The sequence below is a fragment of the Mesorhizobium loti R88b genome (genome assembly GCF_013170845.1).
GTDB lineage: Bacteria > Pseudomonadota > Alphaproteobacteria > Rhizobiales > Rhizobiaceae > Mesorhizobium > Mesorhizobium loti_B.
Map to the genome: position 1 here is coordinate 4,021,874 of NZ_CP033367.1, position 26,757 is coordinate 4,048,630.

General features: G+C 57.7%; 24 protein-coding genes and 2 pseudogenes. 15 read left to right on the plus strand and 11 right to left on the minus strand.

Annotated features, from left to right (window positions below; genetic code table 11):
* The first annotated feature begins 8 nt into the window (after nt 1-8).
* The 3 genes from EB235_RS19575 to EB235_RS19585 all read left to right on the plus strand — a co-directional run bounded on the left by EB235_RS19575 (nt 9) and on the right by EB235_RS19585 (nt 2,416).
* Entirely contained in the window at nt 9-257 is a 249-nt protein-coding gene (locus EB235_RS19575) for a helix-turn-helix transcriptional regulator (protein ID WP_155256284.1), read from the plus strand.
* A 368-nt stretch (nt 258-625) separates the two neighbouring features.
* Nucleotides 626-1,603: a hypothetical protein gene (locus EB235_RS19580; RefSeq protein WP_155256282.1), complete on the plus strand. Its 978-nt coding sequence runs from the start codon at nt 626-628 to the stop codon at nt 1,601-1,603.
* Between the two features lie 522 nt (nt 1,604-2,125).
* Nucleotides 2,126-2,416, plus strand: coding sequence for a hypothetical protein (locus tag EB235_RS19585; protein WP_027029367.1), 291 nt, complete (start codon nt 2,126-2,128; stop codon nt 2,414-2,416).
* 694 nt (nt 2,417-3,110) lie between these two features.
* Here EB235_RS19585 and EB235_RS19590 read toward each other — a convergent pair.
* A complete protein-coding gene (locus EB235_RS19590; RefSeq protein WP_027029365.1) occupies nt 3,111-3,584 on the minus strand; it encodes a hypothetical protein in 474 nt (157 codons plus the stop codon).
* A 433-nt stretch (nt 3,585-4,017) separates the two neighbouring features.
* Between EB235_RS19590 and EB235_RS34795 the strand changes: the two are divergent.
* Together EB235_RS34795 and EB235_RS19595 are read left to right on the plus strand one after the other, a co-directional pair.
* Nucleotides 4,018-4,170 (plus strand): annotated as a pseudogene (locus EB235_RS34795) (transposase); the annotation flags it as partial.
* A complete protein-coding gene (locus EB235_RS19595) occupies nt 4,137-5,207 on the plus strand; it encodes an IS3 family transposase (protein WP_245268851.1) in 1,071 nt (356 codons plus the stop codon). The pseudogene EB235_RS34795 and the gene EB235_RS19595, both read left to right, overlap by 34 nt.
* 328 nt (nt 5,208-5,535) lie before the next feature.
* Here the strand turns inward: EB235_RS19595 and EB235_RS19600 are convergent, their stop codons facing one another.
* From EB235_RS19600 to EB235_RS19625, 6 genes are all read right to left on the minus strand, one after another.
* Nucleotides 5,536-6,996, minus strand: a complete 1,461-nt coding sequence (locus tag EB235_RS19600; RefSeq protein ID WP_080680740.1) for a Shedu immune nuclease family protein — start codon at nt 6,994-6,996, stop codon at nt 5,536-5,538.
* Nucleotides 6,993-7,898, minus strand: coding sequence for an abortive infection family protein (locus tag EB235_RS19605; protein WP_027029364.1), 906 nt, complete (start codon nt 7,896-7,898; stop codon nt 6,993-6,995). The genes EB235_RS19600 and EB235_RS19605 overlap by 4 nt, the downstream gene beginning before the upstream one ends.
* Before the next feature lie 205 nt (nt 7,899-8,103).
* Entirely contained in the window at nt 8,104-9,891 is a 1,788-nt protein-coding gene (locus EB235_RS19610) for an SIR2 family protein (RefSeq protein ID WP_246741397.1), read from the minus strand.
* Nucleotides 9,888-15,101 carry a hypothetical protein gene (locus tag EB235_RS19615; RefSeq protein WP_027029362.1) on the minus strand — a complete coding sequence of 1,738 codons (5,214 nt, stop codon included), beginning with the start codon at nt 15,099-15,101 and terminating at the stop codon, nt 9,888-9,890. Before EB235_RS19615 ends, EB235_RS19610 begins: the two co-directional genes overlap by 4 nt.
* 215 nt (nt 15,102-15,316) lie before the next feature.
* Nucleotides 15,317-16,060, minus strand: coding sequence for a hypothetical protein (locus tag EB235_RS34600; RefSeq protein ID WP_208603618.1), 744 nt, complete (start codon nt 16,058-16,060; stop codon nt 15,317-15,319).
* Nucleotides 16,061-16,242: 182 nt separating this feature from the next.
* Nucleotides 16,243-16,704, minus strand: coding sequence for a cupin domain-containing protein (locus EB235_RS19625; protein WP_027029360.1), 462 nt, complete (start codon nt 16,702-16,704; stop codon nt 16,243-16,245).
* A gap of 126 nt (nt 16,705-16,830) precedes the next feature.
* Between EB235_RS19625 and EB235_RS19630 the strand changes: the two genes are divergently transcribed.
* The 7 genes and pseudogenes from EB235_RS19630 to EB235_RS35120 all read left to right on the plus strand — a co-directional run.
* Nucleotides 16,831-18,384: a winged helix-turn-helix domain-containing protein gene (locus tag EB235_RS19630; RefSeq protein WP_027029359.1), complete on the plus strand. Its 1,554-nt coding sequence runs from the start codon at nt 16,831-16,833 to the stop codon at nt 18,382-18,384.
* A 367-nt stretch (nt 18,385-18,751) separates the two neighbouring features.
* Nucleotides 18,752-19,243 (plus strand): hypothetical protein, encoded by a 492-nt coding sequence (locus EB235_RS34800; RefSeq protein WP_245268763.1) that lies wholly within the window; start codon nt 18,752-18,754, stop codon nt 19,241-19,243.
* Nucleotides 19,244-19,294: 51 nt separating this feature from the next.
* Complete coding sequence (locus tag EB235_RS19635; RefSeq protein ID WP_245268762.1) at nt 19,295-20,329, plus strand: HD domain-containing phosphohydrolase; 1,035 nt, start codon at nt 19,295-19,297, stop codon at nt 20,327-20,329.
* Nucleotides 20,330-20,419: 90 nt separating this feature from the next.
* Nucleotides 20,420-20,692: a hypothetical protein gene (locus EB235_RS19640; RefSeq protein ID WP_027029358.1), complete on the plus strand. Its 273-nt coding sequence runs from the start codon at nt 20,420-20,422 to the stop codon at nt 20,690-20,692.
* Nucleotides 20,693-20,762: 70 nt separating this feature from the next.
* Nucleotides 20,763-21,896, plus strand: coding sequence for a substrate-binding protein (locus EB235_RS19645; protein ID WP_027029357.1), 1,134 nt, complete (start codon nt 20,763-20,765; stop codon nt 21,894-21,896).
* A gap of 534 nt (nt 21,897-22,430) precedes the next feature.
* Nucleotides 22,431-22,823 carry a phosphotransferase gene (locus EB235_RS19650; RefSeq protein ID WP_432443030.1) on the plus strand — a complete coding sequence of 131 codons (393 nt, stop codon included), beginning with the start codon at nt 22,431-22,433 and terminating at the stop codon, nt 22,821-22,823.
* Nucleotides 22,816-23,002, plus strand: a pseudogene (locus EB235_RS35120) (IS1 family transposase); the annotation flags it as partial. The gene EB235_RS19650 and the pseudogene EB235_RS35120, both read left to right, overlap by 8 nt.
* 290 nt (nt 23,003-23,292) lie before the next feature.
* Here EB235_RS35120 and EB235_RS35125 read toward each other — a convergent pair.
* From EB235_RS35125 to EB235_RS19660, 3 genes are all read right to left on the minus strand, one after another.
* Nucleotides 23,293-23,424 (minus strand): hypothetical protein, encoded by a 132-nt coding sequence (locus tag EB235_RS35125; RefSeq protein ID WP_280944884.1) that lies wholly within the window; start codon nt 23,422-23,424, stop codon nt 23,293-23,295.
* A 716-nt stretch (nt 23,425-24,140) separates the two neighbouring features.
* A complete protein-coding gene (locus EB235_RS19655; RefSeq protein WP_155256280.1) occupies nt 24,141-24,395 on the minus strand; it encodes a hypothetical protein in 255 nt (84 codons plus the stop codon).
* Between the two features lie 20 nt (nt 24,396-24,415).
* Nucleotides 24,416-24,604 (minus strand): hypothetical protein, encoded by a 189-nt coding sequence (locus EB235_RS19660; RefSeq protein WP_032925398.1) that lies wholly within the window; start codon nt 24,602-24,604, stop codon nt 24,416-24,418.
* Nucleotides 24,605-24,731: 127 nt separating this feature from the next.
* Here EB235_RS19660 and EB235_RS19665 point away from each other — a divergent pair, with 127 nt between their 5' ends.
* Nucleotides 24,732-25,100 carry a hypothetical protein gene (locus EB235_RS19665; RefSeq protein ID WP_208603661.1) on the plus strand — a complete coding sequence of 123 codons (369 nt, stop codon included), beginning with the start codon at nt 24,732-24,734 and terminating at the stop codon, nt 25,098-25,100.
* On the opposite strand, the gene imm45 is transcribed toward EB235_RS19665, so the two are convergent.
* Complete coding sequence (imm45, locus tag EB235_RS35290; RefSeq protein WP_155256277.1) at nt 25,064-25,387, minus strand: Imm45 family immunity protein; 324 nt, start codon at nt 25,385-25,387, stop codon at nt 25,064-25,066. The genes EB235_RS19665 and imm45 overlap by 37 nt on opposite strands.
* 152 nt (nt 25,388-25,539) lie before the next feature.
* Here imm45 and EB235_RS19675 point away from each other — a divergent pair, with 152 nt between their 5' ends.
* Together EB235_RS19675 and rnk are read left to right on the plus strand one after the other, a co-directional pair.
* Nucleotides 25,540-25,854: a phosphotransferase gene (locus EB235_RS19675; protein ID WP_027029355.1), complete on the plus strand. Its 315-nt coding sequence runs from the start codon at nt 25,540-25,542 to the stop codon at nt 25,852-25,854.
* Nucleotides 25,855-26,193: 339 nt separating this feature from the next.
* Nucleotides 26,194-26,658: a nucleoside diphosphate kinase regulator gene (rnk, locus tag EB235_RS19680; RefSeq protein WP_051429583.1), complete on the plus strand. Its 465-nt coding sequence runs from the start codon at nt 26,194-26,196 to the stop codon at nt 26,656-26,658.
* Nucleotides 26,659-26,757 lie beyond the last annotated feature (99 nt).

Here is a 26,757-nt window from a genome sequence, read left to right on the forward strand (position 1 = left end):
GAACATTGATGACCGTTGAGAAAGTCACACTCGCGGAACTAAAAGATGACGATCTGGTGGGCAGCGACGATGCCTGCCGCATACTGGGTGGGGAACGCTCCCCGATATCCCGAGCCACGCTGGACAGAGGCATTGCCGCGAGCCGCTTCCCCAGCCCGATGAAAATTGGCGCCACCAATCGCTGGCGTGTCGGCTGGCTGCGCGATTGCCTCCGTGAAGCTGAGACTAAGCGCTCCCAACCGGGCGAGGCCGCCTGATGCCGCGGAGCTACCGCCGGCACCCACAGCCGCGGCCATTGTTCCCGGCCGTGCGCCAGACGTTTGGCATGTCTGTGGCGGACGCCATAGCAGCGATCCGACTCGCAAAGTTTGCCCGTGAGTTCGCATAGCTATGTCGACGTTAGTCCGCTTCCAGCCACCCCCTGCGAGCTCGGCGAAACCGCTGCAGCGGCAGCGCGCGGCCGTCGTCGACTTGCGCCGGCGCGATCTCCTGGTTGTGCCCGCACTGCGGGAAATTGCAGCTGAGCTTGAGGCTGCGCTTCCGAACTCCCGGGATCTCTCTGCGGCCATCGAGGTGGCAGTGAAAATCTATGGACGCGACCTACGGCTCAGATTCGGCGTGACCGGTGCTGACGCCGCAGGGCTGGTTCGCGCGGCACGCGCGGGAATCCGGGGCGAAGTCAATCGCATACGTTCAAAAAGGAGCAAAGAAGATGCACGCGGCACATAAGGCTGCGCCCGAAAAAGAAACGCCCGATCAGGGCGACCAGGCGAAAAACGAAAAAAGCAGAGATAGTTCCTACCAGAATATCGATCGCAAGGCAAAGGAAGCGGCCGAGAGCATTTTGCTTGTTTGGTCGGACGACATCAAACAGCGTCGAGCGCTGCTTGCTGAATGGTTCGACCTCGCGAAACGGAATCTCACGGGACGCGCCTTGAAAGGCGCTTGCATCGCACACGATCAGTTCATGGTGAAGACGCTCTCAATGCACCGTGACGATGAGTGGATCGCAAAGGAATATTCCTGCAGCGAGCGTACCGTTCAGCGGTGTTTTGCTGACATGCGCGATGAGGGATTCGGAAACTGCGAAGCGATCAAGATCAAGATCGGAGCGGTCTATCGCACTACGGGCCGGCGGGTTTTCCTGTCGCTGCCTGCGCACCTTGCGAATGCACGCGCTGCGACAGACGGTGGCGCTTCTACAAAGAACGACGCTTCGACACGAATGGCCGACGCTTCGACACATTCGAGCGACGCTCCGACACATTCGGTTCACGCTGCGACAAAAACGAGCGACGCTTCGACACGCGTTGGCGCTTCTAGACCTTACGAAAGGAGACCTTCGAAAGAAGATCCAACGAAAGAAGACAACGGACGGCGTCCAGTTTATGGGCAACGAATCTTGTCGGATTTTCTGAATGGTGATCTTCCGCCTGTCGGCGGAGAGCTAAACCAGGACACGCCTCATCCTTCATCGGAAGCCTACCCAGACATGAAGGAAAAAACCTTCACGCTGGATGACGAGGAAGAAGAAGACGATGAAGATGACGAAGAACCGCCGCCGAGGTCGGACAGGCGCGATCCCTATGACTGGGGGGATTGAAGAAGCCCCAGTGAAAGGACGTGCCAATGGCGAGGAGGAAAAAACCGATTGGCATCAATACCAATCCGCCCTAGGCGCGGCCTGGCTCGAATGACTTGTATTATAGTCGCAATGCCGCATGCTAAACCGCTATGAACAACAAGATTGCTGCGCGGTCGATTGCAGTCCTCCGGCCGCAGCCAGGCAGGAACCAGCGCGGATTGTATCTATGACCGATGTCCACATCGGTTCGGACCAGCTGTACGATGCAAGGAGACTGTCAGACGCTGAGAATACTTCGCTGAAATTACCAATCTGGGCTAGCCGTTGAGCGTTAGCGACATTAAGGTCCGCGCCAGATCGGGAATTTCCGATCCGGGGCATAAGAACCCCTTCAGGTGGCGGCATCAGTGCTGCCGATATCCGCACTCTCCGACCGTGGTCGGGGAGGCGTCAGCGTATGTCCAGGACGCAATTCTAAAGGCTGTCGCGGTCTTCCACCTGAAGGCTTCTTAACTCCCCGATCCGGTCAGGGGAGTAGCCATGAGCGACAACAACATTCTTCCTAAAAACTATTTCGATGAACGCCCGCCAAAATCGTCGTGGCCGACAGTGCCGAAAAGTGGGATCATCACGATCGCTGCAGTGATCGTCGCGATAGCAGGTATCATCTACATCGCCCAGTTCGCATGGTCATTCAAGGTAGCGGCCGACCAGCGACAGATAGCTCGGCACAACGCTGCTCAGCGCATTATCCATAACGAACTCGCGAAGTTATGCTCGCCAGCGGATCGCATCAGTGATCCTGACACGTGTCGGCTTATACCGGAATAGGTCTTCCAAGCCGATTATAGCAACATTGCCAATAGCGGCTGCGGACGACATCGCGAGGGGCTTATGATCGGAATTGCAAAGGTTGCCGGCATACTGTCAGTCGCAATAGGGGTCGTTTGCATTCTTGCCGGGGTCTTCGGCGGCGCGAGGGCCTCTGTGGCTTTTGCTCAGACGCCTCTATGGGCCTTGGGTCTCTCAAGTATTGTGTCTGGGTCCGTGCTCTATTGCGTTGGACTGATCGCGGAAAACATGGGCTTGATGGTCGACCACCTTGCCGCCATACGCCGGAATCAGGAGGCTGCCGGGCCCCAAACGCGGGTGCCACCCCTGTCCGTAGCGCGTCTAGCCAATCTCGGGGACGTGAAGGGGCTGTTTCAAGATAGGTAGCAAAGCTTCGCGCCGGCAAGCAGAGCTAGTGCGTTAGATGAAGCGGGACCGAGAGAATGGGCTAGCCCGCTATAAATTCGATGCCATTCAAGCTGCCTTGAGCGCATGCACGGACCAAAAGACTGGCTACCGGCGGTCGGAAGATCTCGACGCATCGCAGCCTTAAAAGGAAATACCCGTTTATTTGGCGGGGCGGTGATGTTTCGATGCTCATAAAGACTGGCCGAAGGTAATAACCGATGAGCCACAGGGCAGCCGGCTGCTGCGAACGGTACACGGCTGAGCCACCGTGCTCCTCTCGAATGGATCAATTTCGAACGGTGCGCAATGCGGCCCATTGATCCTCTGTCGGACTGACAGCGGTCGTCGATATCGTACAGCTTCGATTTATCATGTTGGCTTCGTGCGGATAAAGGATGTGCGAGTAGGGCAGGGCGTCGACAGAGTTCATGAACCTGCTGACCAGGTATGGTTTGTACGCTGAAATTTCCGCGGCCGCGCCCTTTTTGGCTTCGTCAATATGTTCTAGCCACAGCGCAGGGTTGGCCCGCGCAGCGTCGCTTGACTCTCGACGAACCCTCGCCAGCATCTCACACATCAAGAGCGTGTCCTGTGCGTCGCCCCAACTCGCGCCAAGCCTCATCTGCTCGTCGATTACCTTGCGGCGCGCAACGCCGTAACCGTCATCCTTGTAGACCAGTTTAGTTTGCAGCCAGTCGAGGATTGGCTGGGCGATCAGCGCGACGAAGCATAGACCGATGAATCCCTTGAAAAGCATCATGACTGCATCCTCCAGTGGTTTTGGCTGTCGAAAATATCCGATGACGAACTGACAACTCGCCTCAAGTGCATCGGAAATTACCGATAGTCTAGGTCGGATGTAAAGAGGTATTTTCCTTCATGATCTCTCCCTACAATCGTAAAACTGGATCCAGTTATCATCGTTTAGCAGCAGAACCCCCTGGCCATATGCCCTTGAAGAACGAAGATTTCCGCAAGGGACCGACCGGCGCCCTTTTTTTTAGCTAATTGCCGCAATTGCATTGAAGGGTTTTTCCGATGCCAATCAAAGGAGCATCTACTCTGGTAGTGTGCGATACCGGAAAATGCGGCCCTCGCACGCATGCGGTGACCAGAAATCTGGAGTGTGACCTGCCACTGAGAATTTCCTCCATCTGAGATTAGAGTCCGGCCCTTGATCGAAGGACGGACTGATGAAGAGAAAGCGGTTCACGGAAGAGCAGATCATTGCGGTTCTGCGCGAGCACGAGTCGGGAGCGAAGGCGGGCGATTTGGCTCGCAAGCACGGGGTCTCGGAGGCGACGCTGTATAATTGGAAGGCGAAGTATGGCGGGATGGACGTGTCCGACGCCAAGCGGCTGAAGGCGCTGGAAGACGAGAACGCCAAGCTGAAGAAGCTGCTCGCCGATCAGATGCTGGAAGCCTCGGCGCTGCGCGAGCTTCTGTCAAAAAAATGGTAGGGCCCGCCGTTAAGCGCGAAGCCGTCGCGCATCTGCAGGCCGTCATGGGCTTGTCGGAGCGTCGGGCCTGTTCCTTCGTCGGCGCCGATCGCAGGATGATCCGCTACCAGTCCCGGCGTCCGCCCGAGACGGAGCTGCGTGGCAGGTTGCGCGACCTCGCCAACGAGCGCCGACGCTTTGGCTACAGGCGGCTGTTCATCCTGCTCAGGCGCGAGGGCGAGGCATCTGGGGTCAACCGCATCTATCGTCTCTACCGCGAGGAAGGCCTGACGGTGCGCAAGCGCCGGGCAAGGCGGCGAGCGGTCGGCACGCGGGCGCCGATCCTGGTCGAGGCAAAGCCAAACGCGCGCTGGTCGCTGGATTTCGTGCATGACCAGTTCGCCTGCGGCCGCAGGTTCCGCGTGCTCAACATCGTCGACGACGTGACGCGCGAATGCCTGGCCGCGATCCCGGACACCTCGATCTCCGGCCGTCGGGTTGCCCGTGAACTGACGGAACTGATCACCCACCGCGGCAAGCCGGGCATGATCGTCTCCGACCACGGCACCGAGTTTACCTCGAACGCCATCCTCGCCTGGTCGAAGGATTGCAGGATCGAATGGCACTACATCGCGCCGGGCAAGCCGATGCAGAACGGTTACGTCGAGAGTTTCAACGGCCGGATGCGCGACGAGCTGTTGAACGAGAGCCTCTTCTTCGGTCTCGACCACGCCCGAAGCGCCATCGCCGAATGGAGGGAGGACTTCAACACCGCCAGGCCACATTCCTCGCTCGGCTACCAGACCCCGGCAGCCTATGCCGAGGTCATCACCGCAACCGGCTCCGACGCTGTGCTGATGGAAGGCTCCGCGCCTCCGCCGGTTGCTCAACCCGCGCCACAAGGCGTAACAAAAACGGTCGAGGCTCTAATCGCAGCTGGATGACAGTTCAGTGGCAGGTCAAGTGATCGAAAGAAAAATGGGCGCTTCCAGCATCCTCTCTGGATGAATGGAGTTACATCGAACGGCAGCTTGGCGCCCTCATCCCGGCCGTTCGCGTATGGTACGCAAGCTACAGAAAGCGGCCCGTCTGCTTTTCGAAGAGGGGCGTGTCAGCAACAGATGGAAAGTGGTCGCACTCATAGTCAGTGGCCAACGGCCGCCGAGCCCAGTCGCGTGATAAGAACAAAATGCCCTACCCGACGTTGAGGTCGCGATACGGCCTCTCCCCTGTAGTTAGGTAGTTAGTGCGCGGCAATATCGGACCGCGTCACTAGAACAGGTCATCACTAGACTCGACCGGCTTTCGCCTCAGTGGCTCAGGCTTCATCGGTTCGGGCTTCTTAGCCAGAAATTCATAGAGCGCTTTCAGCTTGGCGAGCAGTTCGTCGAATGTGATGACAATCACGTCGCGTAGGTTATTGCGGTAAAGCTCGAGGCTCTTCTTCTCTTCGTCTGTGGGGGGCGACTGACCTGCGATCACGATGCAGGGCACCGCGTAGGTGAAAACGTCGTACGCCTTCGAGGCGATCTTCTTGCTGTTGATGTCGTTCTGCAGCTGGTGCCGCTGGTCAAGCACTTGTGTAACCGCACCGCTCAGTTCCTCGGAAGGCGCGTATACGCCACCGCGGTAGGGACGTTTCACAAGCAAGGCCGTCTTGGGCGTCTTGATCTCGATCAGTGCAAGGTTGCCGAACAGTCCGAGCCTGATGGCGTAATCAGCCAGCTTGCCGCCGCTACCATCGAATTTCGTGCCACCGACCGCGACCTGGTCGCCGAAGGCCAGCGCTGGCAGGTTGAAAGCCAGCTGCAGAATAAAAGCGTTTGCGTTGAAGAACTCTTGCCAGTGACGCTCTTGCAGACCGGTCTGGCCGAGCTTCCTACCGAAAATCTCGATCAGCTCCTCAAGCGACACGAACTCGATTTCACGACGCAACTCGAGCAGCTCCCCCGGCTCTTTCTCTGCCAACGTCCTGACCGACTTCTTGACCGTGCGAGCTGCGGCCTTGGCTTCGGCCTCCGGCGATCGAGACTTGCCGATGAGCGTCTCAGCAAGGATATCGGCGACTGGGCGACGGGTGCCGTCGCCGATCGGAAGGTCGAAGTCTGGGTCAAGCATGATGTTGAGATTGGCGTCGAGGTACTCGCGCTTCGCCCTGTTTGCCAGATCGATGGATCGCTTGTGCGTTCGGTTGATATCGCGACGAAATTTGTCGAACATCGAGTACGACATCGTAAGCACGTCGCCCTTGCGGGATACCCCTTTGTCGTTCGAGATTCGCAGCGTGCTAACGGCGCTCTGGTGCTCTGCCGCCTCCGCGATAAATCGCATGTCGTAAGTCAAGCCGAAGCCGGCCAAGGGCTCCCTGACGATGCCCACTGGCAACTCCTCAAAGTAGAGGTAGTCATCGTCCTTGATCGCGCCCGGTGAGTCGACGTCTTCGAGAATGATGGTCTCTAGATGGAGGTATTTGGGCTCGAGGAAGTAGGCCCCGAAGGTTGTGGTGATCGGATATGTGGTGAGGGTGCGGGTCGAGGCCTTGTATCGGGCAAGAATGATCGGCTCTGTCGGCGCCTCGAAGTCGGCGTTGGCTTTCGCCGCCGCTTTCAGTGCTTCCGGTTTGAGTTGGAGTTCGATCTCATAGTCACCGACCTTTTTCGGATGATAGGCGACACGAAGGCCTTCGTCCGCGCGATCGGGCATCAACTTCAGGATTATCGGCTTCTCACTCATGACGCTTCTTTCGGCTTGTCGCGCAGTGGCAGCGCACGCCCAGGATGGCGCAGTTGCCACGTCTCGATGATGAAGAGCGCGATCGCGGACGCGGAATGGATAGCAAGCTTGGCTATTGGGGCATCGATACGTCGGAAGCCTTTCTCTTTGCCGTGGGCGCCGCCGACGTGAGTGCGCAGGGAGCCGATGCTCTGCACCGAAGTAACCAAACCGGAGAGTACCGCCTTCACGTCGTTGACGATCTCGGGCGCCAAACCTTCTTTCATTGGATCCAGACCAAGTGGATCGCGTACTGCGCGATAGAGCGAGCTGATGTCCTGTTTGGCAGGGAAGTCGAGCTCCAGCTCAACAAGGATAGAGCGGCAGACGCTTTCGACGACTGCGCAAGCCGATGTAACTGCCAACTCGGGGTCTGCGACGGCCGCTCGAAGCGCACGATCTAGGTCCCGGTTGACCGTATCGAAGTCGATGCCGACGGCCATTGCGGAAAGCTCATTGGTAACCGGAGCAGTTTCCACAATCTCGACCAGGCGCACTGTGCGCCCGGCCGGCTCTAACTTGAGTCCGTCATAGAACAAGTGCTTGTTGAGGTACTCGACAACAGCGGTGTGTCGCTCAGGCTCCTTGATGAAGTCGCGCGGGTCTGCCGCGCTCTCGATGATCTGTTTGAGCAGTTCGCCGTTGCCTGTGTCGATGAACATTGCGCCATGGATGGCCGTCTTTGTGGCAGGTAAACGGCTCTCGCCTTTGATGTCGAAGGGTACCCCAAAGCCCTTGAACCAAGCCTCCAATCGCCACCCCTGCCGGTAAAGGCCAATTGACGGCTCGTAGCCGCCGGCCGAGCCGCCCGAGATAATCTCAGCTAAGGCATCGACCGATTGACCTGACAAATCGATTCGCATGCGTCAATGTTACAGTAGATTCATCAGCGCAACTTCCTGAGCATGGGTTTCCCAAAAGCTTGAGGCTCGCCGGCAGGCGGCGGCTTTCTCCCTTTGCGTTAACTGTTAGCTGCCGGACCACTTCCGGCCCCGCAACAGTCTGGCGGAAATACGGCTAATCTCGGTCGTTCGGACTGTCTAAAGCGCCACCGAACTGCAGCACCGATTATTGCCACCTTACTCGCGCAGCGACACGTGCGAAGTTTTGAGCAAAAAGGTCTATGAATTCAGGATCCCCCTGGGCAAAGCCTGAGCGCACCAACTCCAACTTAAACGGGTCCGTCTGCATTTCGCTGAGAATCTTATCCCTGTTCTTACCGTCCCATGCAGCACGTCCGAAAGCCATGAACTCCCAGCCGTTGCGAGGGTCGCCTTGGAGGGTCTCCTTCACTCGAGCCTTTGAATATTGTTCGAAATTCGCTAGTGATCCAAGAATTTCAAAGCGCTCAAACATGAGCTCGAAGTTCGGGGTAAGGCCAACAAAAGTCTTCGCCCATTGCAGGAATATCGTCAGCAAGTGATCGCTTAGCGCTGTCTTTCGCTTTTCGAATCCTTCAATATTTTTGAATGCCTCGTTCTCATCTCCATCCCAAATATTCAGGAAGAGAACGTCAATCAGGCGCTGCGGCTCTCCATACTGTTGATCAACCTTCGCATTGAACATCCTATGAAGCATTGCCCACCGCGTTGCCCGCGTAAGCCCAAGACCGTATGCCGTGAAAATGAGTACTGCTGGATATGAACGTAGGTTTAGTAGCCTTACAGAGCCGCCACCAGGTCGCTTTGCATAGGTGTAGAGGCTCTGGATAATATCCAGCACAAGCGAGAACTCCGTGTCATCTCCCCAGCGAGCTAGAACGCCGACCATGCAGGTTAGCGCCTCTGTGGCGGCCTCATAGCTGCGTACATGCGAGCGGAAAGCGTCGGCGTCTCCTTGCGAAATAATTTCAAACTCGGACGTGCCTAGTTGCGCTAACAGACGATCCGCTTCCTGGGCAAAGAGTTCATCCATCTGGATGCGGTACTCCGGCTTTGCCAGAAAACGCTTTGCACTGCTGACCAAAAGTTCAATGCTGAAAGGATTCTGGCGCTTACTCTGTTCGAGCGTTTCGACGCGCTGCTGCAATCCTCGAAAGAAGTTGTCTGCATCATTAATGGCGATAACGCGTGCACGGCGATGGTCAACGATTGTCTGTGCCCCGCTACCAAGATTTCCGCGAGATGCCCAGAATACTGAGTAGCGACGGTTTGGCGCTCGAAGAAATGCCGCACGCAACGCGCTATCCCACTCGCCCGACCAGCCACAAACGATGAGCCCGTGTTCGTCCATGATACGATCAAGAAGGGTGTCATACTGTTTTGGATAGCCGCTAAGTTCGGCCTCCGTGTTAAGAATCCGCGCGTCCTTGTAATCGCCATGCAGTTTGAGGATGTAGCAAGCGCTGTGTGTAATCGGCTCGGCGCCGGAAAGCGCGTCAACGGATGACACGATTGTTGGCTCGATTCCGCGCTCTCGCAACGCGTTTTCCATCAGTCGATCAAAGTTGGTTGTGACGATGACGCGGATATAGCCGCTACGCACAAGTTCTGCGATAGCATTGTGTGCAGCCGTGGGAATTTTGCGTCCCGCTTCACGATCCTCGTCACTCGGCTCTATGTAGCTGTGCAGGATTGAGCGTCGCTCCTCAGGCGATGAAGCCAGCTCTTCAAGGAGTCTGGAGTAGCTGGGTTCTTCTCCTGCGGTCTTGCGGTACCACGCAGCCCAGTCGGTCTGATCCTCTATTCCCTGCGCCAGCGCAGCACGGCGGATCAGGTCAAGCGTGATTTCCCAACCGGTAGGAATTTCCGCTGCGCGCGAAAGGCCAGACCCCAGCACCACGGCAAACACACCCTTGTTCTCGTACACCGAGAAAGCAAGCTGTGTGAGTGGATCGCCGGCGAGAATACTCATCATTCACCGCCAACTGATTTTGGTTGGCGCCGAGAACGAGCATTCCTTGAACGCCGTGGAAGCCTCGGCCGCCGTGAGGTTGGAATGCTTCTGAATCGGTTGTCAATCTGATCGAGTGTTTCCCTGGCAGTATATGCGTTTGCCTGAAGCAGGTCTTCAAACAGCTCAGTGCCAAGTTCGCGCGTATCCGGTCCTAGCCGGTGAAGCGTAATTGCTATGTCTACAAATTCAGGGGCAACGGTCGCAGTGCCAGTGCTCATGTCGGCCAGTTCCGTGCGCCAGTTGGCAATCAATCCACGAGCAAATCTTCCGACAAGCTGTCCGGAGTGCGGGAGCAGTGTCTGCAGCCGCTCAACAACAAAACTGGAATTCACACCTTTTGCGTTGGCAAGGTGCTCCTCGATTGTCCTCAGCAACTGTATCCAGTGCGGCTCCGGCGTTATCTCATCGACAAGGCGGAAGAGATCGAAGATCGCAACCCAAGCGAGCTTGTCTGCGATTGGGATAATTCTCTGAAGCAGGGTTGAGCACGCGACCTGCCATTCCTCTTCGGACCAAACATTTACTGCCGCGTATGCAGCGCCGATCCTAGCATTTGAAAGCTCGGGTTTCGAAAGGATTTCGTTGAGAAGCTTCTTGGGCCAGTCGAGGCTAGGCTGGACGAGAGAAATTAGCGCGACTAGTTCACCATATCCCTGCTCATTGCTTGCTGATGCGGAGTAGTCCCAGCGCGAAAGCAGAGAGCCCACAAAGGCATCCGCCTTCCAGTGAAGTTGGGCCAACAGACGCAACCCCTCGTGCGTGCGGGCAAGCTCGGGATACTGGCCGAACAGGCGATCCAGAAAGTCAGTTAATTCGCTAATATGTGTCGATGGTATGTACGGCAGAAATCGTAGCAACGCCTCCCAGATACGGCTATCGTTTTCTGCGCTTAGCTGCCCGTTCAGCATCGATATAACGCGAAGATAATCTTTATTGCGAAGGAATATCTGGAACAAAACCTCAATAATCGGATAGTTACCGTGGGGCAGAATCCTTAGTCCGCCCATTCCCCATAGTATACTTTCCTGTCGCTCCTCTTTTTTGGCATCGTTGGTCGCAGCCGTGAAAATTTCTTCATCGTCCTCATCATCCGAATCCTCACGCTCTGGAACTGCGGGCTTTTCCGCAAGCCAGCTTTCGAGTAACGCAATGGTTTTCTCATCGATGTTCAGATCACGCCTGACCAGCCGTTCGACAGCTCTGGCTGCGCTACCGCGATACTCTTCACCAGAGAAGCCGCGCTGATCAAGATGATTGATCAGCTCCAGAATGAGTTCGGCGGAAGCCGCTTCTGCCATTGCATCCAGCGCATATCCGGCTGCGCGCGTTCCAATGTCGGGCGTCATCTTCTTGATGATTGCGGAAGCCCGGTCTGGCTTCGACTTTGCGAATTCGGCGAATTCTCGTGAGAGCTGAACATTCCCGCCCTTCATCCAGTGCTTCGGATGGTCCCAACCACTGGCGTCGGGCAATTCTGTGAAAGCGTTGATGATGTCGTCATCACTGGCCTTCGCCAGATTTTCGGCTGCTATCGCTGATCCGATCCATTGAGGGCCGTAGGATCGCACACCATCCTTTTGAGCAGGAAACTGCCTTCGCTGCTCGGTGATGAATCGCTTCACCTCTTCGGACGTGCGCTCACGCGGCAACGCTTCTAGAAGATCCGTCTTCAGGCGACGGATACGTTGACCAAAATAGCGCTTTGAGCTCGCATCCAGTCCCGATCGTGGCTTTGGAGAATAATCAAAGACCGTCTTTTCAAAAATCCTCACCTGACTGTCAGACCAATACGGGCTTGCAGCGCGGATGAGCTTGGTCGTTGTGCTATGGGTGTCTTGAAGATTTCCCAGATGAAAGCGGTTGGTATCCTGCAGAAAAAACTGAAGTGATTGATCGGCGTATTTTTCCGGCTGACTCGCAAGGGCATATGCGAACAGGCGCTGCGCGGGCGTTGAATCATCGTACTGGTTGCGGTCGATCCAGCCAAGGAACTCCGCTTCGTCCTCCTTTGCCAGTTCTTCCGCCGCTGTTCTTAGTGCGCCTTGAATCGGATGTTCAGGCAAGTCCAGTGGGGACTCTCCATCGAAGCGGAAATCGACCTGATAGCTTAGTGCGAAACCCGGGCCATCGGTGTCGTTTTCAAGATCGCGCAACACATCGGTTGCATGGCGGAACCACGGCCACAAAATTCTCAGGAAATCCTTAGGGTGCTCTCTGGCAAGCGCTTCGAGACTGTCCCATCCGTTGGAGTTCTCGATGACTTTTGTAATCGGCTCGGTCGGCGAGTTCGATATCCGCCAGACAATCCTGTCATCATCCCCCTCAGGTGGGACAAGTGCCATACGGCGTTGGCCTTCTTCTATCGCTGCTTTGAGCTGGGCATCGAGCTGAGACCGAACAAATCGCAGCGCCATATCTGGTTGGGATGCGCCAAGCGTACCTACGATATGATCGAATTCATACGGCGATGTCGCCGAGCGGGCAGCAACTGAACTTGCGATTTCGAGAACGCCTTCTGTCCAGTGTGGACAGGACTGAATGACGAATAGCGTGAGGCGGTCAAACCGTTTGTCCGGCAGCCAGTGGGAGCGCAGCAATGAAGTGACTGTCTCCGGCGCGGAACTGAAGGCTCGGGACAGAATAGCCGCCGCGATATTATCCTCGCCCGGTATTGTCATCGCGGCGGCAATTGCGTGCTGCAAACGCCCGAACCATCCATCACTGCCGACAATCGCCTGCAATGCAATCTGGCGATGCGCGGAATTCAGGGCGTCCCCCATCAGGAGCACTTCCGGGTCGATTGGTTCAGATTGTTGCCCCAAAAACTCGATCAAGAGATGCTGCAAGTGAATCCTCAGATTCTGTGTCGACCAGATGGCACGCAGTTCCGTGAGATATGTGGGAGGCTCAACGTCCCGCAGATATGTCAAAGCAGCCCAGAGTTTCGGCCTGACAAACAAGGAGGCTTCGCGCTCCAGTATGTACCGAGACAGTCGGCCGGTCTGCTGTGAGAACGCGCGCGCAAGCGCGTGTTCGAAGACGGTCTGGTGTGAAAATCCGATTCGCCCGGCCGCGCCGTAGCGCGTCAGGATGCCCAAAGCGATCAAGGTATCAAGTTCGCTGGTATTTTCCTCGAAACGCGCTGAATTCAGCCACATGGTCTCAAGTTCCGCCATCTGCTCGGCGATATTTCCCGCGAGCTTGGAAAGCTTGGCGCCGTCGGGCCGCTTCAGAATGTGCTCCTCCCAAAGATGATTGAGCATGGTCTGATATTTGGCGAACGGTTCGCTGCCCGCGCGTTCGCCCAACTTGAGATATGTCGCAAGCGCCTGCGGCGAGCGCATGACTTCTTGTGCATTTGCAGGCCACCCTGCCGCCTGAATGCCATGCTTTTCCAAAACGCTGAGTACCGTGCTCCAGGGCGGCAACTCCAGGTTAAGACTCTCAGCATGAATGGTTCGAAGGCGGACATCGTGGTCGTATTCAAAAGTACGGGCGGACAAAACGATGTGAATATTCCGCGAGCCGCTCAGCTTGCGGACAAGGTTGAGCAGGACATTGAGACGACCGGTGCGTAGGTCCACATACCCAGCTAGTGCGTCGAGCTGATCAATGATGAGCACGGTGGGACGCGTGCGCGACAGCTCAAGTAGGAGCTTTGATGGAACGTGATCCAGTCCGATGGATCGTGAAATACCTTCTTCGTTAGAAATGTCGAGGTCTAGGAGGTCTGCCTTAATCGCCAGAAATGGAATGTTTTGGTCATGAAGGCGCTGGCCGAATGCTGCCAGCAGTGCAGATTTTCCTGCGCCAGGTAGTCCCAAGAGCGCCGTTGTGCTGCTTTCAGAATCTTGAACTAACGATAACAGGTGATCTAGTTCGGGGCGATGAATTGCGGTTCCATCTGGAAGGGTCTTAGGCCAATCAAGGAGTGGACGGGATGCTTCCAGCATGCTGACACCCAATGTCGGCGTAGACAAGAGTTCGGATTCTGTCGAGACGCCCAGCAGGCGTGACTGAAACTTCTCCTGCAAGAGCCGGAACGTCTCCTGCGCGCTCAGCCGCGCAATGTCGGCTACTCGCGCGGACACGAAAATGTGAAAAGATCCGACTTCGGTGCGCACGAGACTAAGTTCTGGATCGCCAGTTATCGAGCGAAGCCCATCAATTATCTGATCGATCTTTTCTTTGGGAAAATCGGTGGCGTTCCCAGCGAAATTGAGGACAAGTGTTGTTCGCGCGCTTTCAACGCCTGCTGATGCAGAAGTTATGTTCTCCTCTGCCCCTCCGCTTTCTGGTGTTGCTGAAATAGCTGGTGCGGGACGCAGCGCCGGAGAGGATTGACTCCATGCAGCGAGCAGTTCGAACCCGAACGCAGCAGCATGAGCGGCAGCGACAGGTTGATAGATGGCATCGAGTTCTGGCGTTTTTTCTTTGCGCATATCCGAAATGCCACGGACCACGATGCTTGGCGTCCGCTCAAGCGACCCTGCATAGAGCGCACCGTAGCCTTCCATCTCCAGCGCGAGGGAATCGCCGTAGTGTTTCGAAATCTGTTTTTCCAGTTCGGACTCGGCGTCAGCAGATACTGCTTCGACGGAGATGATTGGCGCAACAAAACAGCCTGGTGGAAAAGGCTGAGGATAGACGGATGTGTCCGGGAGCTTCTGTCTGAGCAAATCGCGAATGCGCATCTGCCACTCGCTATCGCGGCGAAGCTTCTTCGCAAGACCAACCAGACGCGGATCAACTGGGAAGGTGTGAGGGCGGCTGGAAAATTCGCCACCTTGGTACTTGCCGCTGTAAGGAAAATAGACATGGTTTGAGACAACTACAGCTCCGATAGGAGCCTCTGGTTTTCTAGACGCCGCAACCCCAACGAACAACATGACCTCGAACGGTCCAAAATCTACGGAAGCATATGTCACTGCCGTCTGCGCTGCGTGTGTTCCGGCACCGGATTCGGTGACGACAACGAGCCACTCATCGCCCGGAGCGGAAAACTGCCCGATCTCAACAATATTGCCGTCGCGCGCCTGACAGGACCCAAGATGCGTTAGATGTGCCCTGACCGCACTCATCTCCATATCCAGAGCCGTGACAAAGAGCGCTCTCCGGAGCCCACGAGTCTCCGCATCTTTCAAGATTTCGGCTTTATCGACGAGTTTCAAACGTGCCTCGTAGCGTACGAAATTTCTGTGGCGATAATTATCGCAAATCGACCCTTGGTGTTGAGCTTAGAAGCACTATACGGGGATAGCAGGTCGCTTCAATTATTCTTCACAGGTTACCCCGAACAAATACGTATGGTTGGGTAGGGTAACCCTGACACAATCACCTCTGCGGGGCAGAGAAACACGAAGCAGGTGGTGCTGGCTGGCGGAGCTCAGTTAAAGATTGGCGTATTCCAATCGGCCTCATCGAAGACCTGAGTGGCAACGAAATCCATCAATGCGTGACCCGCTGGCAGAAATTCGAGGGTCCGCTGATATGTAAACGGAGCTGGCATCTGATGTTTGTTGCCATGCGCAACATTGTTCCTCAACTGAGCGTAGCTCCGAGCGAGCAGGCGATCCCATGAATCGATTGGAACGTTGTCGCTATCCCATTTCAGTGCGCCGCCCCACGCGACTGTGAGATATTGCGGCACGGTTTCCTTGAAGATGAGAATGCCTCGGCCCGCAAAGTCGAAGCTGGCGAAAGGAAATCTGTTTTCTACATCGACGGCGATCACGCTCCAGTTCACGCCCGTGACAGCGCGAATGCCACGGACGTTCGTAACGTGTGCAAACCGTATGTCGCGATTGACCAAGAAGAACTCGAACTTGGCCGCCGCTAGAATAAACAGGGAAATGTCCTGTTCCATGCGCCAGTACCTCCGTAATGAAAATGTACAACAGTTGGCGGTAGCAGTTTCATGCAACTGCCATTCCTTTGTTCGATCCAGCCCGGGGCAAGCAAACATTCCGTTGTCCCGAAGACAAAATATCGCATCTCCGCAACGCGCGATCAGGTCAAGCCCCCAAGGGCGTGGGAAACCCACGCGGCCATGATTTGTTTTGTCCCCTGAGAAGGGATGGCGCGCCAGACGAGATTCGAACTTTATTGCTTTTTTCGAACGCAATCGCATGTCTGCTTTCCTGGCCTCGCTCCCGAAAAGCCGCCAGTCCGTTCACGGCCCAAAAGGTTCCTGGCGGCAACGCGCCTGATCTCGGTCGTTTATGGCGGCCCCATGCGCCCGCAAAAGCGGACGTCGCTCGTGCCGAGGGCATGAGCGACGTTGCGCCATTAGCCCGACATTGCAGATCGAGCTTATGCTCTTGTTGTCAGGGTCGAGAGCTGGTCAGTGTCGTAACGGTCCCGCAAGTTGGCAAGCATTTTCGGATCAGGAGAGCCGCGTTCAGCCAGCTTGGCGAGCTCTTCGAAATAGTGCTCATGCCCTGGCGGAGAGACGGTCATCAGCACCCGCGCCGGCTTCTCGCTCACATTGGTGATATTGTGCGGGACCCCCGGCGGAATGAACAGGAAAGTGCCTAGGGTAGCGTGGATCGTCTTATCACCAACCTGCCAAACGCATTCGCCGTCAAGCAGGTAGAAAGTTTCCTCCTGCACGCGATGAACATGCAGGCCGGTGGCGAAACCGGTCGGGATCGTCCAGTCGAACACGCTCGTGTGTTTCGTATCCTCGCCGGTGACGAGGAACACCATCGGATGGCCACGTAACATGACCCCCTTATCCTCGTGGGGCATACGAATGACGGGAGCGACGCTCATTTGATCCTCCATTGGCTCGGTGCTACTTCCGCAACCAAGGGCACAAGGTGCGCTCCCCGTTTCGGCGAGTCGTGAAGCCTTTCCGAAATCGTTGCGAAAAAATCACAAACGGTATCTTCTTCGGGAATGTCGACAAGCCTTACGTTTGGCCCCTTTCGCCTCGACACCGATACCGGGATTCTATTCCACGGCGTCGAGCCGACGCCGCTCGGCCAGCGGGCGGTCGCGCTGCTTGCGCTGCTTGTGGAACAGGCGGGCGCGCCGGTTCCGAAAGAAGCTCTGATCGAGGCGGCGTGGCCCGGACAGGCCATTGAGGACAGCAACCTCACGGTCCAGATTGCGGCAGTGCGGAGGCTCTTTGGACGGTTGGCGGACGGCGCATACTGGATCGAAACGCTGCCGCGACGCGGCTATCGCTATGTCGGGCCGGCGGTCACGGGCGGTAGCTGTAATCCGAGATCCGGCGGCACCGCAACTGCAACGCTGACATTGCTGGACAAACCGTCGGTTGCGGTTTTGCCGTTCTCAAACCTAAGCGGCGATCCGGAGCAGGATTATTTCGCCGATGGGATGGTGGACGATATCATCAGTGGCCTGGCACGCATCAACTGGTTGCTCGTAATCGCGCGAAATTCGACCTTTACCTACAAGGGCCGCGCCGTGGACGTGAAACAGGTCGGCCGCGAGCTTGGCGTCCGGTATGTACTCGAAGGCAGCGTGCGAAGAGCTGGCGGCCACGTGCGCGTGACCGGCCAGATGATCGATGCATCGACCGGCGCTCATGTATGGGCCGAGCGGTATGACCGCAGCTCGGACGATATCTTCGCGCTTCAGGATGAGATCGCCATGTCGGCCGTCGGCGCAATCGCACCGAGCCTGCGGCGTGCCGAAATCGACAGGGTGAAACGTAGGCGTCCCGACAACCTTGATGCCTATGACCTCGTGCTTCGGGCGCAGCTCGACGTTGATTCCGGAATGCCCGAGCAAGTGACGCGCGCGCTCGTTCTGCTGGAACGTGCCATCGAACTCGATCCGACCTATGCGCTGGCGCACGGCAACGCTGCGATGTGCCACCATTGCCTCTTCCTCCGCAGCGGCTTGCAGGAAGCCAACCGCGCCGCTTCGATCCGCCATGCCCGCTCGGCCATCCTCCAGGGACAGGACGATGCGTCCGCATTAACTCTCGCGGGATTTTCCCTGGGCATGGATGGACATGACCGCAGCGCTGCTTTCACTGCATTGGAAGCTGCGCTCGCGATCAGCCCGTCATCAGCGCTGACCTATATTCTCGGCAGTGTCGTCCTCGGATGGGGCGCAGAAGCAGAGCGAGCCATCGACTGGAGCGAGCGCGGAATGCGGCTAAGCCCCTTTGACCCTTGGGCTTTCGCCGCTTTCGACGCGCAGGCGATGAGTCACCTGCTCCGCGGCCGCTACGACGAAGCCTGTCGCGCCGCTTACAAGTCCGTTCAGGCCAATCCCGCACACAGCATCACTTATGTGCAATTGGCCGCTGCACTTGCCAAACTCGGCCGGTTGCAGGAAGCGAGGGCAGCTGCCGCGCGGGTGCTCGAACTGCAGCCAACGTTCCGCTACAGCCGCCAGTTTGCGGGCGTGAACTGTGCTCCAGCGCTCGCGGAATGCCTTGGTGCTGCGCTTAATGCTGCTGGGCTGCCAGAATAGTGCGATGCTCTCATAGAGATATTCGACACGGGCCAAATGGACCCGGCGGTACCAACGATGGCAAGCGCTGCATTATAGATCTCATCCAAGATACTGGACTGCTGGGGGTGGCTAGGGACATACACAAGATATAACCCGTGGTCTGAGAGAGAGGCCGTGTGCATTGACCAGCGGGGCTTGAAATAGTGGCTAGTTGCCGTCGAGTTGTCGAATGGCAGCTCAGCGCCACATGTTCCCGAACCCGCCGGTCCGCAAACGGCCCAAAACCGAAAATTCTGTTTCTCGCAAGATCTCGATCAGGGTTGGGATCTTTCCCCTAGGTAATGACGGCGCAGGCGGCTAGCATGAGGCTCACTGGGGGTGTGCGATGACAGACGTCTCGATACGCCGGGCGGACTTTATGATGGTCCTGGCTTATGCTTCGGACCTGGCCACGGGCCATTCTCGCGACTTCGCACTGAAATCCTGCGTGCTTGCAATGCGGATCGCCGATCTTGCGGGTGTTTCCGAAGAGGTTCGGCGCAACGCCTACCACCAGTCGATGCTGCGCTATGTCGGCTGCAACGCCGACACGGACCTTCTGTCGGCCACCTTCGGCGACGAAATCGCTCTTCGCCAAGATCTTGTAGGTCTCGACATGGGCAATCGTGCGGAACTGGGCAGGGTCTTCGTGCAGGCCTTCAAACGGTTCTACTACGATCTCGAGCCTGACGCGCAGGCGAGGGCGATTGAGACCGCGATGTCGCAGGCGCTCGCAGTGGCTCGCCCGGTGCTCACAGCGCATTGCGAGGTCGCGCAGCGGATCGGCCAACGGCTTGGCCTGTCCGAGGAGATCCGGCGAAATCTCGGGCAGATCTAGGAACGCTGGGACGGCAAGGGCCTGCCGCGTGGGCTGAGCGGCGAGGATGTCTTGCCGGCCGTCCGCCTGATCACGCTAGCGCAGGATGCCATTGCGCTCAGCGAAGCCGTCGGCATCGAGGGGATGGCCGAAACCATAGGCAGTCGCGCCGATGGCCCATACGAAGCGGATTTGGCTCGACTCGTCTCGGCTAACGCCGCGGCTCTGATGGAGGGGATCGGTGCGACGGTCGACCGCGATACGATCCTGGCGCTCGAGCCCGATCCGCCGGTGACGCTGGACGAGGCAGCCTGCGACGAGGCATTCCTCGCCATCGCCGACATGATCGACATGCGCATGCCGCTTACCTTCGGCCATTCACGGATGGTCGCGCAACTGGCCGAGGGAGCCGGGGGGCAAATGAAGCTGCCCGCCACAGACCTCCGCGCGCTGCGCTGGTCGGGCTGTATCCACGACATTGGCGAACTGGTGGTGCCGGTGGCGACCTGGATGCGCAATGGTCCGCTGTCGGTGCGCGAGCGCGACGCGGCACAGCTGCACGCCTATTACGGCGAACGGGCGCTGGCCTCGTTCGGCCACGAGGGAGATGCGATGGCCGCCCTAGTGCTTCGCCATCACGAACGCCTGGATGGCTCGGGCTATCACCGCAAGGTCGGCGGCTCCGATCTATCTCCAGCAGCGAGGATCCTGGCCGCTGCGGAAGCGTTCCAGACGTCGCGCGAGGAACGTCCTCACCGCAAGGCGCTGTCCAGCGAAGCTGCGGCGAGCCAGTTGCGCGCCGCGGTTCGCGACGGCTGCATCTGCCCTGACGCCGCCGAGGCCGTGTTGTCCTTCTCGGGGCTGCCGTCGCGCCGAGCGCTGCCGAGGGCGCTTGCTGGCATGACGCCACGCGAGATCGAGGTGCTGCGGCTGATCGCCGCCGGCCTTACAGTGAAGGAAGCGGCTAGCAAGCTCGAAATCTCGCCCAAGACCGCAGACCACCATATCCAGAGTGTCTATTCCAAGATCGGCGTGACCACTCGCGCCGCTGCCGCGCTCTATGCGGTTGAGCACGGTCTTATCCGACCGGGCGAAACGCAGGCATAGGGAATCCACCCCATGTGCACCCGCTTGCGGGCGCCCATCGTGATCCTGTCGACGGACCAATGGTGGCCGCGACCGACAGGAGGAAATCAGATGCTTCTCGCAACGACCAAAGTGGTGGACGTAGACCACTTCATCCGCATCTTTTCGACCAAGGGCGCCGACAAGCGCCGGCTGCACGGCTCGAACGGCGCAACCGTCTTCCGAGACCCCAGCGAGCCCGACCGCGTCTGGGCGATCTTCGACTGGGACGCCGAGGGCTGGAAGAATTTCGTGTCGGATCCTGAGGTGCCCGCGATCCTGCAGGAAGCCGGCCATGTCGGCAAGCCGCAGGCAGCACTGCTGCTCGGCCACTACGAGGCCTGAGCTCCCGCCCTGAGCGCCTGCCGCCCGGCGGCGGCGCGCCCCGACGAACCCCCAGATTTGGAGAAATCAAATGGATCCGAAACCCATCAAGATCGGCCTTGTCGCCGAACTCACCGGCCCATTGTCTTTCATGGGCATCGCAAATGCGAACCTCACCACCATGCTCGTCGACGACATCAACGCCAAAGGCGGCTTGCTCGGCCGGCCGCTGGAGCTTGTTATCGAGGATGGCGAAACCATCGACGGCGTCGCCAGGGCGAGGACCGCGAAACTGATCGACGTCGATAAGGTCGATGTGGTCGTCGGCGGCATCTACAGCTCGACCCGCCAGGCTATCAAGAGCGAGGCAGTTACGCGGGGCAGGACGCTCTACATCTACACCGAGCAGTATGAGGGACAGGAAAACGATCCGCTGATCTTCTGCACGGGTCCCGTGCCCGCGCAGCAGGTCGAACCGCTAATCCCATGGCTGATGAAGAGCACCGGGGCGAAGACGTTCTACTTGCCGTCGGCCGACTACATCTGGCCCCATTTGCTGAACAAGGCCGCGAGCCGGGTGGTGCGCGCCAATGGCGGCGAGATCGTCGGCGAGGAGTATTTTCCGCTGGATACCGTCGATTTCCGGCGGACGGTGCAGCAGATCATGGCGAGCGGCACCGACGTGGTTTTCAATACCATCGTTCCGCCGGGCCTGACACCGTTCCTCGAAGAACTGCACAAGGCCGGTTTCGGCAAACGCGGCGGCAAGATCGTCTGCACCTACTTCGACGAGAACTTCTTCAATCTGGTGCCGTTCGAGCAGATCGAGGGCCTCTACAGCTGCCTCGACTACTACCAGGAACTCGACGATCCGTTTGGCCGCGCGCTCTTGCGTCGCTACGGCGAACGGTTCTCCGGCAGTGCCATGTTGACCGCGGGCAGCGGCTGCACCGGCCACTACCGGGCGGTCAAAATGTGGGAAGCGGCGGTGAACGAAGCTGGCACGGTCGAGCGCGACGCGGTGATCCGTGCGCTCGATCACGCACGGATCAGCGAGGGACCGGGTGGTCCGGCCGAAATGGTCCCCGGCCAGCACCATGTTCGCATGAACATGTACATCGCACAGGCACAGAGCGGTCGCTTCCGGGTGGTGAAGAACCTGGGTCCGATCGATCCCAACGAACGCGCACTCAGCGACGAACTCCTGCTAAGCAAGGCAGTGTAACTGGCGGCGTCTATTACCGGTTCTTCCAAGTAGCGGGGCGGCTAGATGTGCCCTCGCCATGAAACGGGCCCATGGTGGTTGCATCAGCCACCCCCATGGGAGCAGCCGACATATTGGGACGCTGGTCTGTGCCGCGAGACTTGAAGTCGCTGACGGGCGACTATCAACGTGGCTCTTGGCGCAAAGAGTCCGCGATACGCTGGACGCGTCAGTCCCCTTTCAAGGCTCGCCATCCCCAAAACGGACAGTCTGCAAACGGCCCCCGTGCAGACATATCGCAACTTGTTGGCGAGCGGTCATTGTTCCGTGCAATCGATAAAAACCATTTGCCGTTCATAGTCAGCTTGGCACGACGAGAACCCAATGATGCATGACGATCAGGTGGATATCGACATCGATATCGCTCGCCAGATGATCCGCGATCAGTTTCCCCAGTATCGCCATGAGGAAATCACCTCGGTGAAGTCCTTGGGAACCGTTAATGCAATCTTCCGCATTGGCTCGAAGAGCGCCGCGCGGTTTCCACTGCGGGCAATGAATCCGACCGACTGCGCCGATATGCTTCGGTCAGAGGCCGCTGCCATGGTTGAGTTTGGGGAACTTTGTTTGTTTCCGACGCCTCAGCCGATTGGGCTCGGCGCGCCAGGTTCTCACTATCCGATGCCATGGGCATTGCAGACGTGGATCGAAGGCGAGGTTGCCACGCCGCACGGGCTAAGTGGATCGACGACGTTCGCCCTGGACCTTGCACACCTCGTGGCATCGTTGCGCAAAGCAGACACAAGGGGTCGACGCTTCGACGGGCAAGGACGTGGCGGACATCTCTCCGATCATGACGACTGGCTGGCTGTTTGTTTTGAAAACAGCGAGGGCCTTCTCGATGTGGCTCGGCTTCGCGATTTGTGGGTAGTGTCTCAGTTTGAATAAGGTGGCGATCTACACGGTTTGGTACAACTTCATCAAAATGCACAAGACGTGAAATGACGCCGGCAATGGCAGCTGGCGTGTCCATGACGCTCTGGTCAATGGAAGACCTTTGCGAGAAGATGGATGCAGTTGCGCCGAAGCCCGGCAAGCGCGGGCCTTACAAAAAGAAGATCGCGTGAGCGATGACGGACAGGAATGGTGGCAGGGGAAAGTCGTCGCCCATGTGAGCGACGGCATAACTCTTATTCGAGTCGGTCAACATCGTGACTCGATATCCCGCCTTGATATCGAGATCGCGTTTCGAACCGAATTGATCCCAATCGATTGCCGCGCACTAGGTTCCCGGTTGCTCGTTAGCTGGTGGAACTCTTCCAATCCCTCTGCATCATGGGCCATAATGCGCTTCCCCGAAAATTCAAACTGAGACACTATCCGAACCCGAGCCTGCCAGCGCCTGCGAATGGGTCTATCACTCGCCCGGTGCTGGCGGCTTGTGCCACCACCATTTGATGAAGCGGGCAAACGCGATCACGCCGGCCACGACGCCGAACGCGCTTGCGGTCAGGGTGAGCACCTGGCCGAGGTCGAGGGTGATTATCATGGGGGCGTTCCTTTCAAGACAGATCTCGCCATTGAGAAAAGTTCTAAAAGGAACAACAACATACACCCTGACCCGGGACGCGATGTCAACAGGGAAACCGCCCCAATCCCCGTTACATGCGACCAAACCGTTCATAAGTGGCCAGCACGAAGGCCGAAATCGACTAATACTGTAGGAAATAATGGAACGCGGAATGTGCCAATCATGTTTCCATGGTCTGTCAAGGTGGGCAACGTATGGGAAATCATTCCTCGCGAATGTCCCTGAGCGTCGCGTGTCTAAGGTGTTCCTCGCGCTTCAAGGTTTTGACCCTGCCGACAAGGCCCGGTTTGATCCATTCGCCCTCGACCTTGGCGCCCTTGGGCGGTTGCCCTTGCCCTCCTGCACCTGCTTTCGCTGCACGCCTCCCTACGGCTGGGTAGCGCCGTCTAGACTCCAGCCGGAAAAGGCCGCATTCTCGGATAACGGGAGGCAGAATAGATGAATTGGTTGATCGAGACGGCGCTAGGTGGCGTAGCTGTGTTTGTCGCCATACGTGCCCCCTATGCCTGGTATTGGCAGGTCGTAATTCTCGTAGCTCTCTTCTTAGCCCTAAACCTGGCAGTCTCCGCTGTCCGAGTCGCGCTAGCGTCTCTCAATAGAACCTAGATCCATCGCAACTTAGTTACCCTCAAAGGTATCTCCCGGATGGCGCTACAAGTCCTGTAGCCATGCCCCTATGGCTGGGTAGCGCCTAGCTGCGCCCTAGCTTCCTGAGCCGCTTCGATAAGGAGGTCGAGGTCGACTGCCCGCATCGGGGAGAAGTTCGAATCTTGGCCTGACACGACGCTCATACGGCACATCCGTTCGCCATCATCCGACTGGTAGACTTTGAACGAGACCGTGAAATATTTGGCTTTCACGTCGTACTTGGCGATGAGCTTGCGCGACCAGAACCGCCGCCAACCCGTTGCCAGTGATTGCAATAGCAAAGTCGTCTCCCTACGGCTGGTTAAGCCTGGCGCTTCGCGGTGTGTGCTATCTCGAATGGCTTCAAGGTGTAGGCGTCTTCCAGCATCCGCAACGCCTCCTCTTTCGTGAGGCCATAGTGGGCGGCTTCCCGCTCAAGGGCGGTCTCCGGCTGTGGTTCAACTGACTGTTTCGCTTTCTGCTTCGCCTTCTTTCCCATGCGCCGAATCATAGCACATTCCTATAGATCGCTCCATTTCGCGGGGTTGCCGACCTGTCCTGATTATATCCCTATCTCACTTTGGGTTTGTCAGCGACATAATCACCCGCTGATGCAGGGTACAAACAGAGAACAAAGATTGCCGAGGCACCTTGCTGCCGATATCATCCGGACCATGGGCTGGACGTTTGGATCGCTGATCGAGCATGAGATGAAGGTGACGGTGCATTGCCTGCAATGCCATCACTCGCAGACGCTCGACCTAAAGGCGCTGCGCGACCGGTACGGCGCGGACACGCCGGCCATGGCCACCGACCTGGCCCCTCGAATGAAATGCACTTCCTGCAAGCGGCGTGCGGTTCAATTCAGCTACACGCCTGACTACGTAAAGGCCGACACCAAGCGGCTCAGCAACTCCTACGCCAAGGCGAGGGACGGGCGGGTAGTGGGTCGACCCACTACCAGCCAGCCCTATAAGAAGACATCTGCAATTTTTTCTATAATATAGATTTCCCGTGTGGGTACATCGTCCACCCACTTACTGAAATTATCTAGCATCCACCTGGTCGATATAGCGTGCTTTCCGGATTCTTCCGGCAAGTGAACAATCGGCGTTCCAGCATAGTATCCGCTAACAACGAGAAGCCCCATTCCGCGACCTTCGATATCGCAATCATAAACCATTACGTTTCGCCAGTTCTCTCCCCTGTAAACGAAAGGGAAGCGAATGATTGACCCCCTTCCGATATGGATGTTTCCGGCATCCAAATAATTTTGCAGGCTTCGCTTTTCCATATCTCAGGTCGCCCCCTAATTCGATATCGAACCATCCAAATGCTGGGACGTACCGACTGTTAGGGGAGAATCGCAATATCTAAATTTCAAACTGACCCACTACCGATTTGTGGGCGGGCTTGCGCGAGTTGCCATCGCCAGAGCCTGTCGTGATGAGTCACAGGGACCTTATCCCGGCAAACCTTCTCGTCCAGAGCGGGCGCCTTGTCGGCGTGCTGGATGGCGGCAGTTTCGGACCAGCCGACCCATCGCTGGATCTGGTAGTCGCGTGGCATCTTCTGGACCGCGAACGAAGGGCGACGTTTCGGCGCCACCTTCAAGTTGAGGATCTCTGGTGGAAGCGTGGTGCTGCCTGGGCTTTCCAGCAGGCAATGGGTCTCGTCTGGTACTACCGTCGCACCAACCCCGCCATGAGTGAACTGGGGCGCAGCACGATCTCTCGCATTCTCGACGATCCGGAAATCTGAATCGAGCAGCCCCTCCGCCGTGCTGGCGGCGGCGCACTGCAGAGCCGCGCCTTGACTTCGCAAATCGCGTCCCCAACTATGGCTGTATGTGCACCGCCGCCAAAATCCTTAGCGATTTTCTTTTCCGGGTTTGCCCCATAGCGGGATCGTAACCCCCGGCTCGGTGGCCATGCGCGCCTCGGGCCGAGGGGTAACATCTAACATCGACATGTCAATTGGCGCAGGGTCGCATCAGTCCCTGCAGCATCGGCGCATTCAGCAATAAACTTTCGTCGCACCGACAACCGTTGACGACCCTTCTGCGGGTCCCAGTTGCGGGGCAGAAGCGTGAGTATTCAAATGCAAGAGAACAACAAAACCTGGCGCAAGCCGATTATCCGCATCGCACAGTCGGAGCACGCACGTTTGTCGGCGCTAGCGAACACCGTTGCTGCCCGAAATCCTGAGGCGGCAGATGAACTGCTCGCCGAGCTGGAGCGCGCGCGCATAGTCGCCGATGGCTCGGTCACCGCCGACACCGTGCGGATGGGCTCGATTGTGACGTTCAAGCCCGACACGGGTGATCGCAAAACAGTCACGCTGGTTTTCCCTGGCGATGCGGACATCTCCCAAGGCAAGGTTTCGATCCTTACGCCGATTGGCACGGCTTTGATGGGCCTCTCGGCCGGGCAGTCGATCATGTGGACCGCCAGGGATGGACGCCAGCACCAGTTGCTGGTGCTTCAAGTGAGCCAGCCAGCTCCGGAAGGCGATACAGCCGATCAGCGCGTGCCATCGTTTTCGACAATTGCGACGCGCGTCTAGCCATGGGCGTTTCCATCCGTCTCCTCAATCATGCGGGCAGCCTCATCGCGGGAGTGTGACCCCTGCGCCGGCCAATCCTTGCCCGGCACAGGGGTAGTT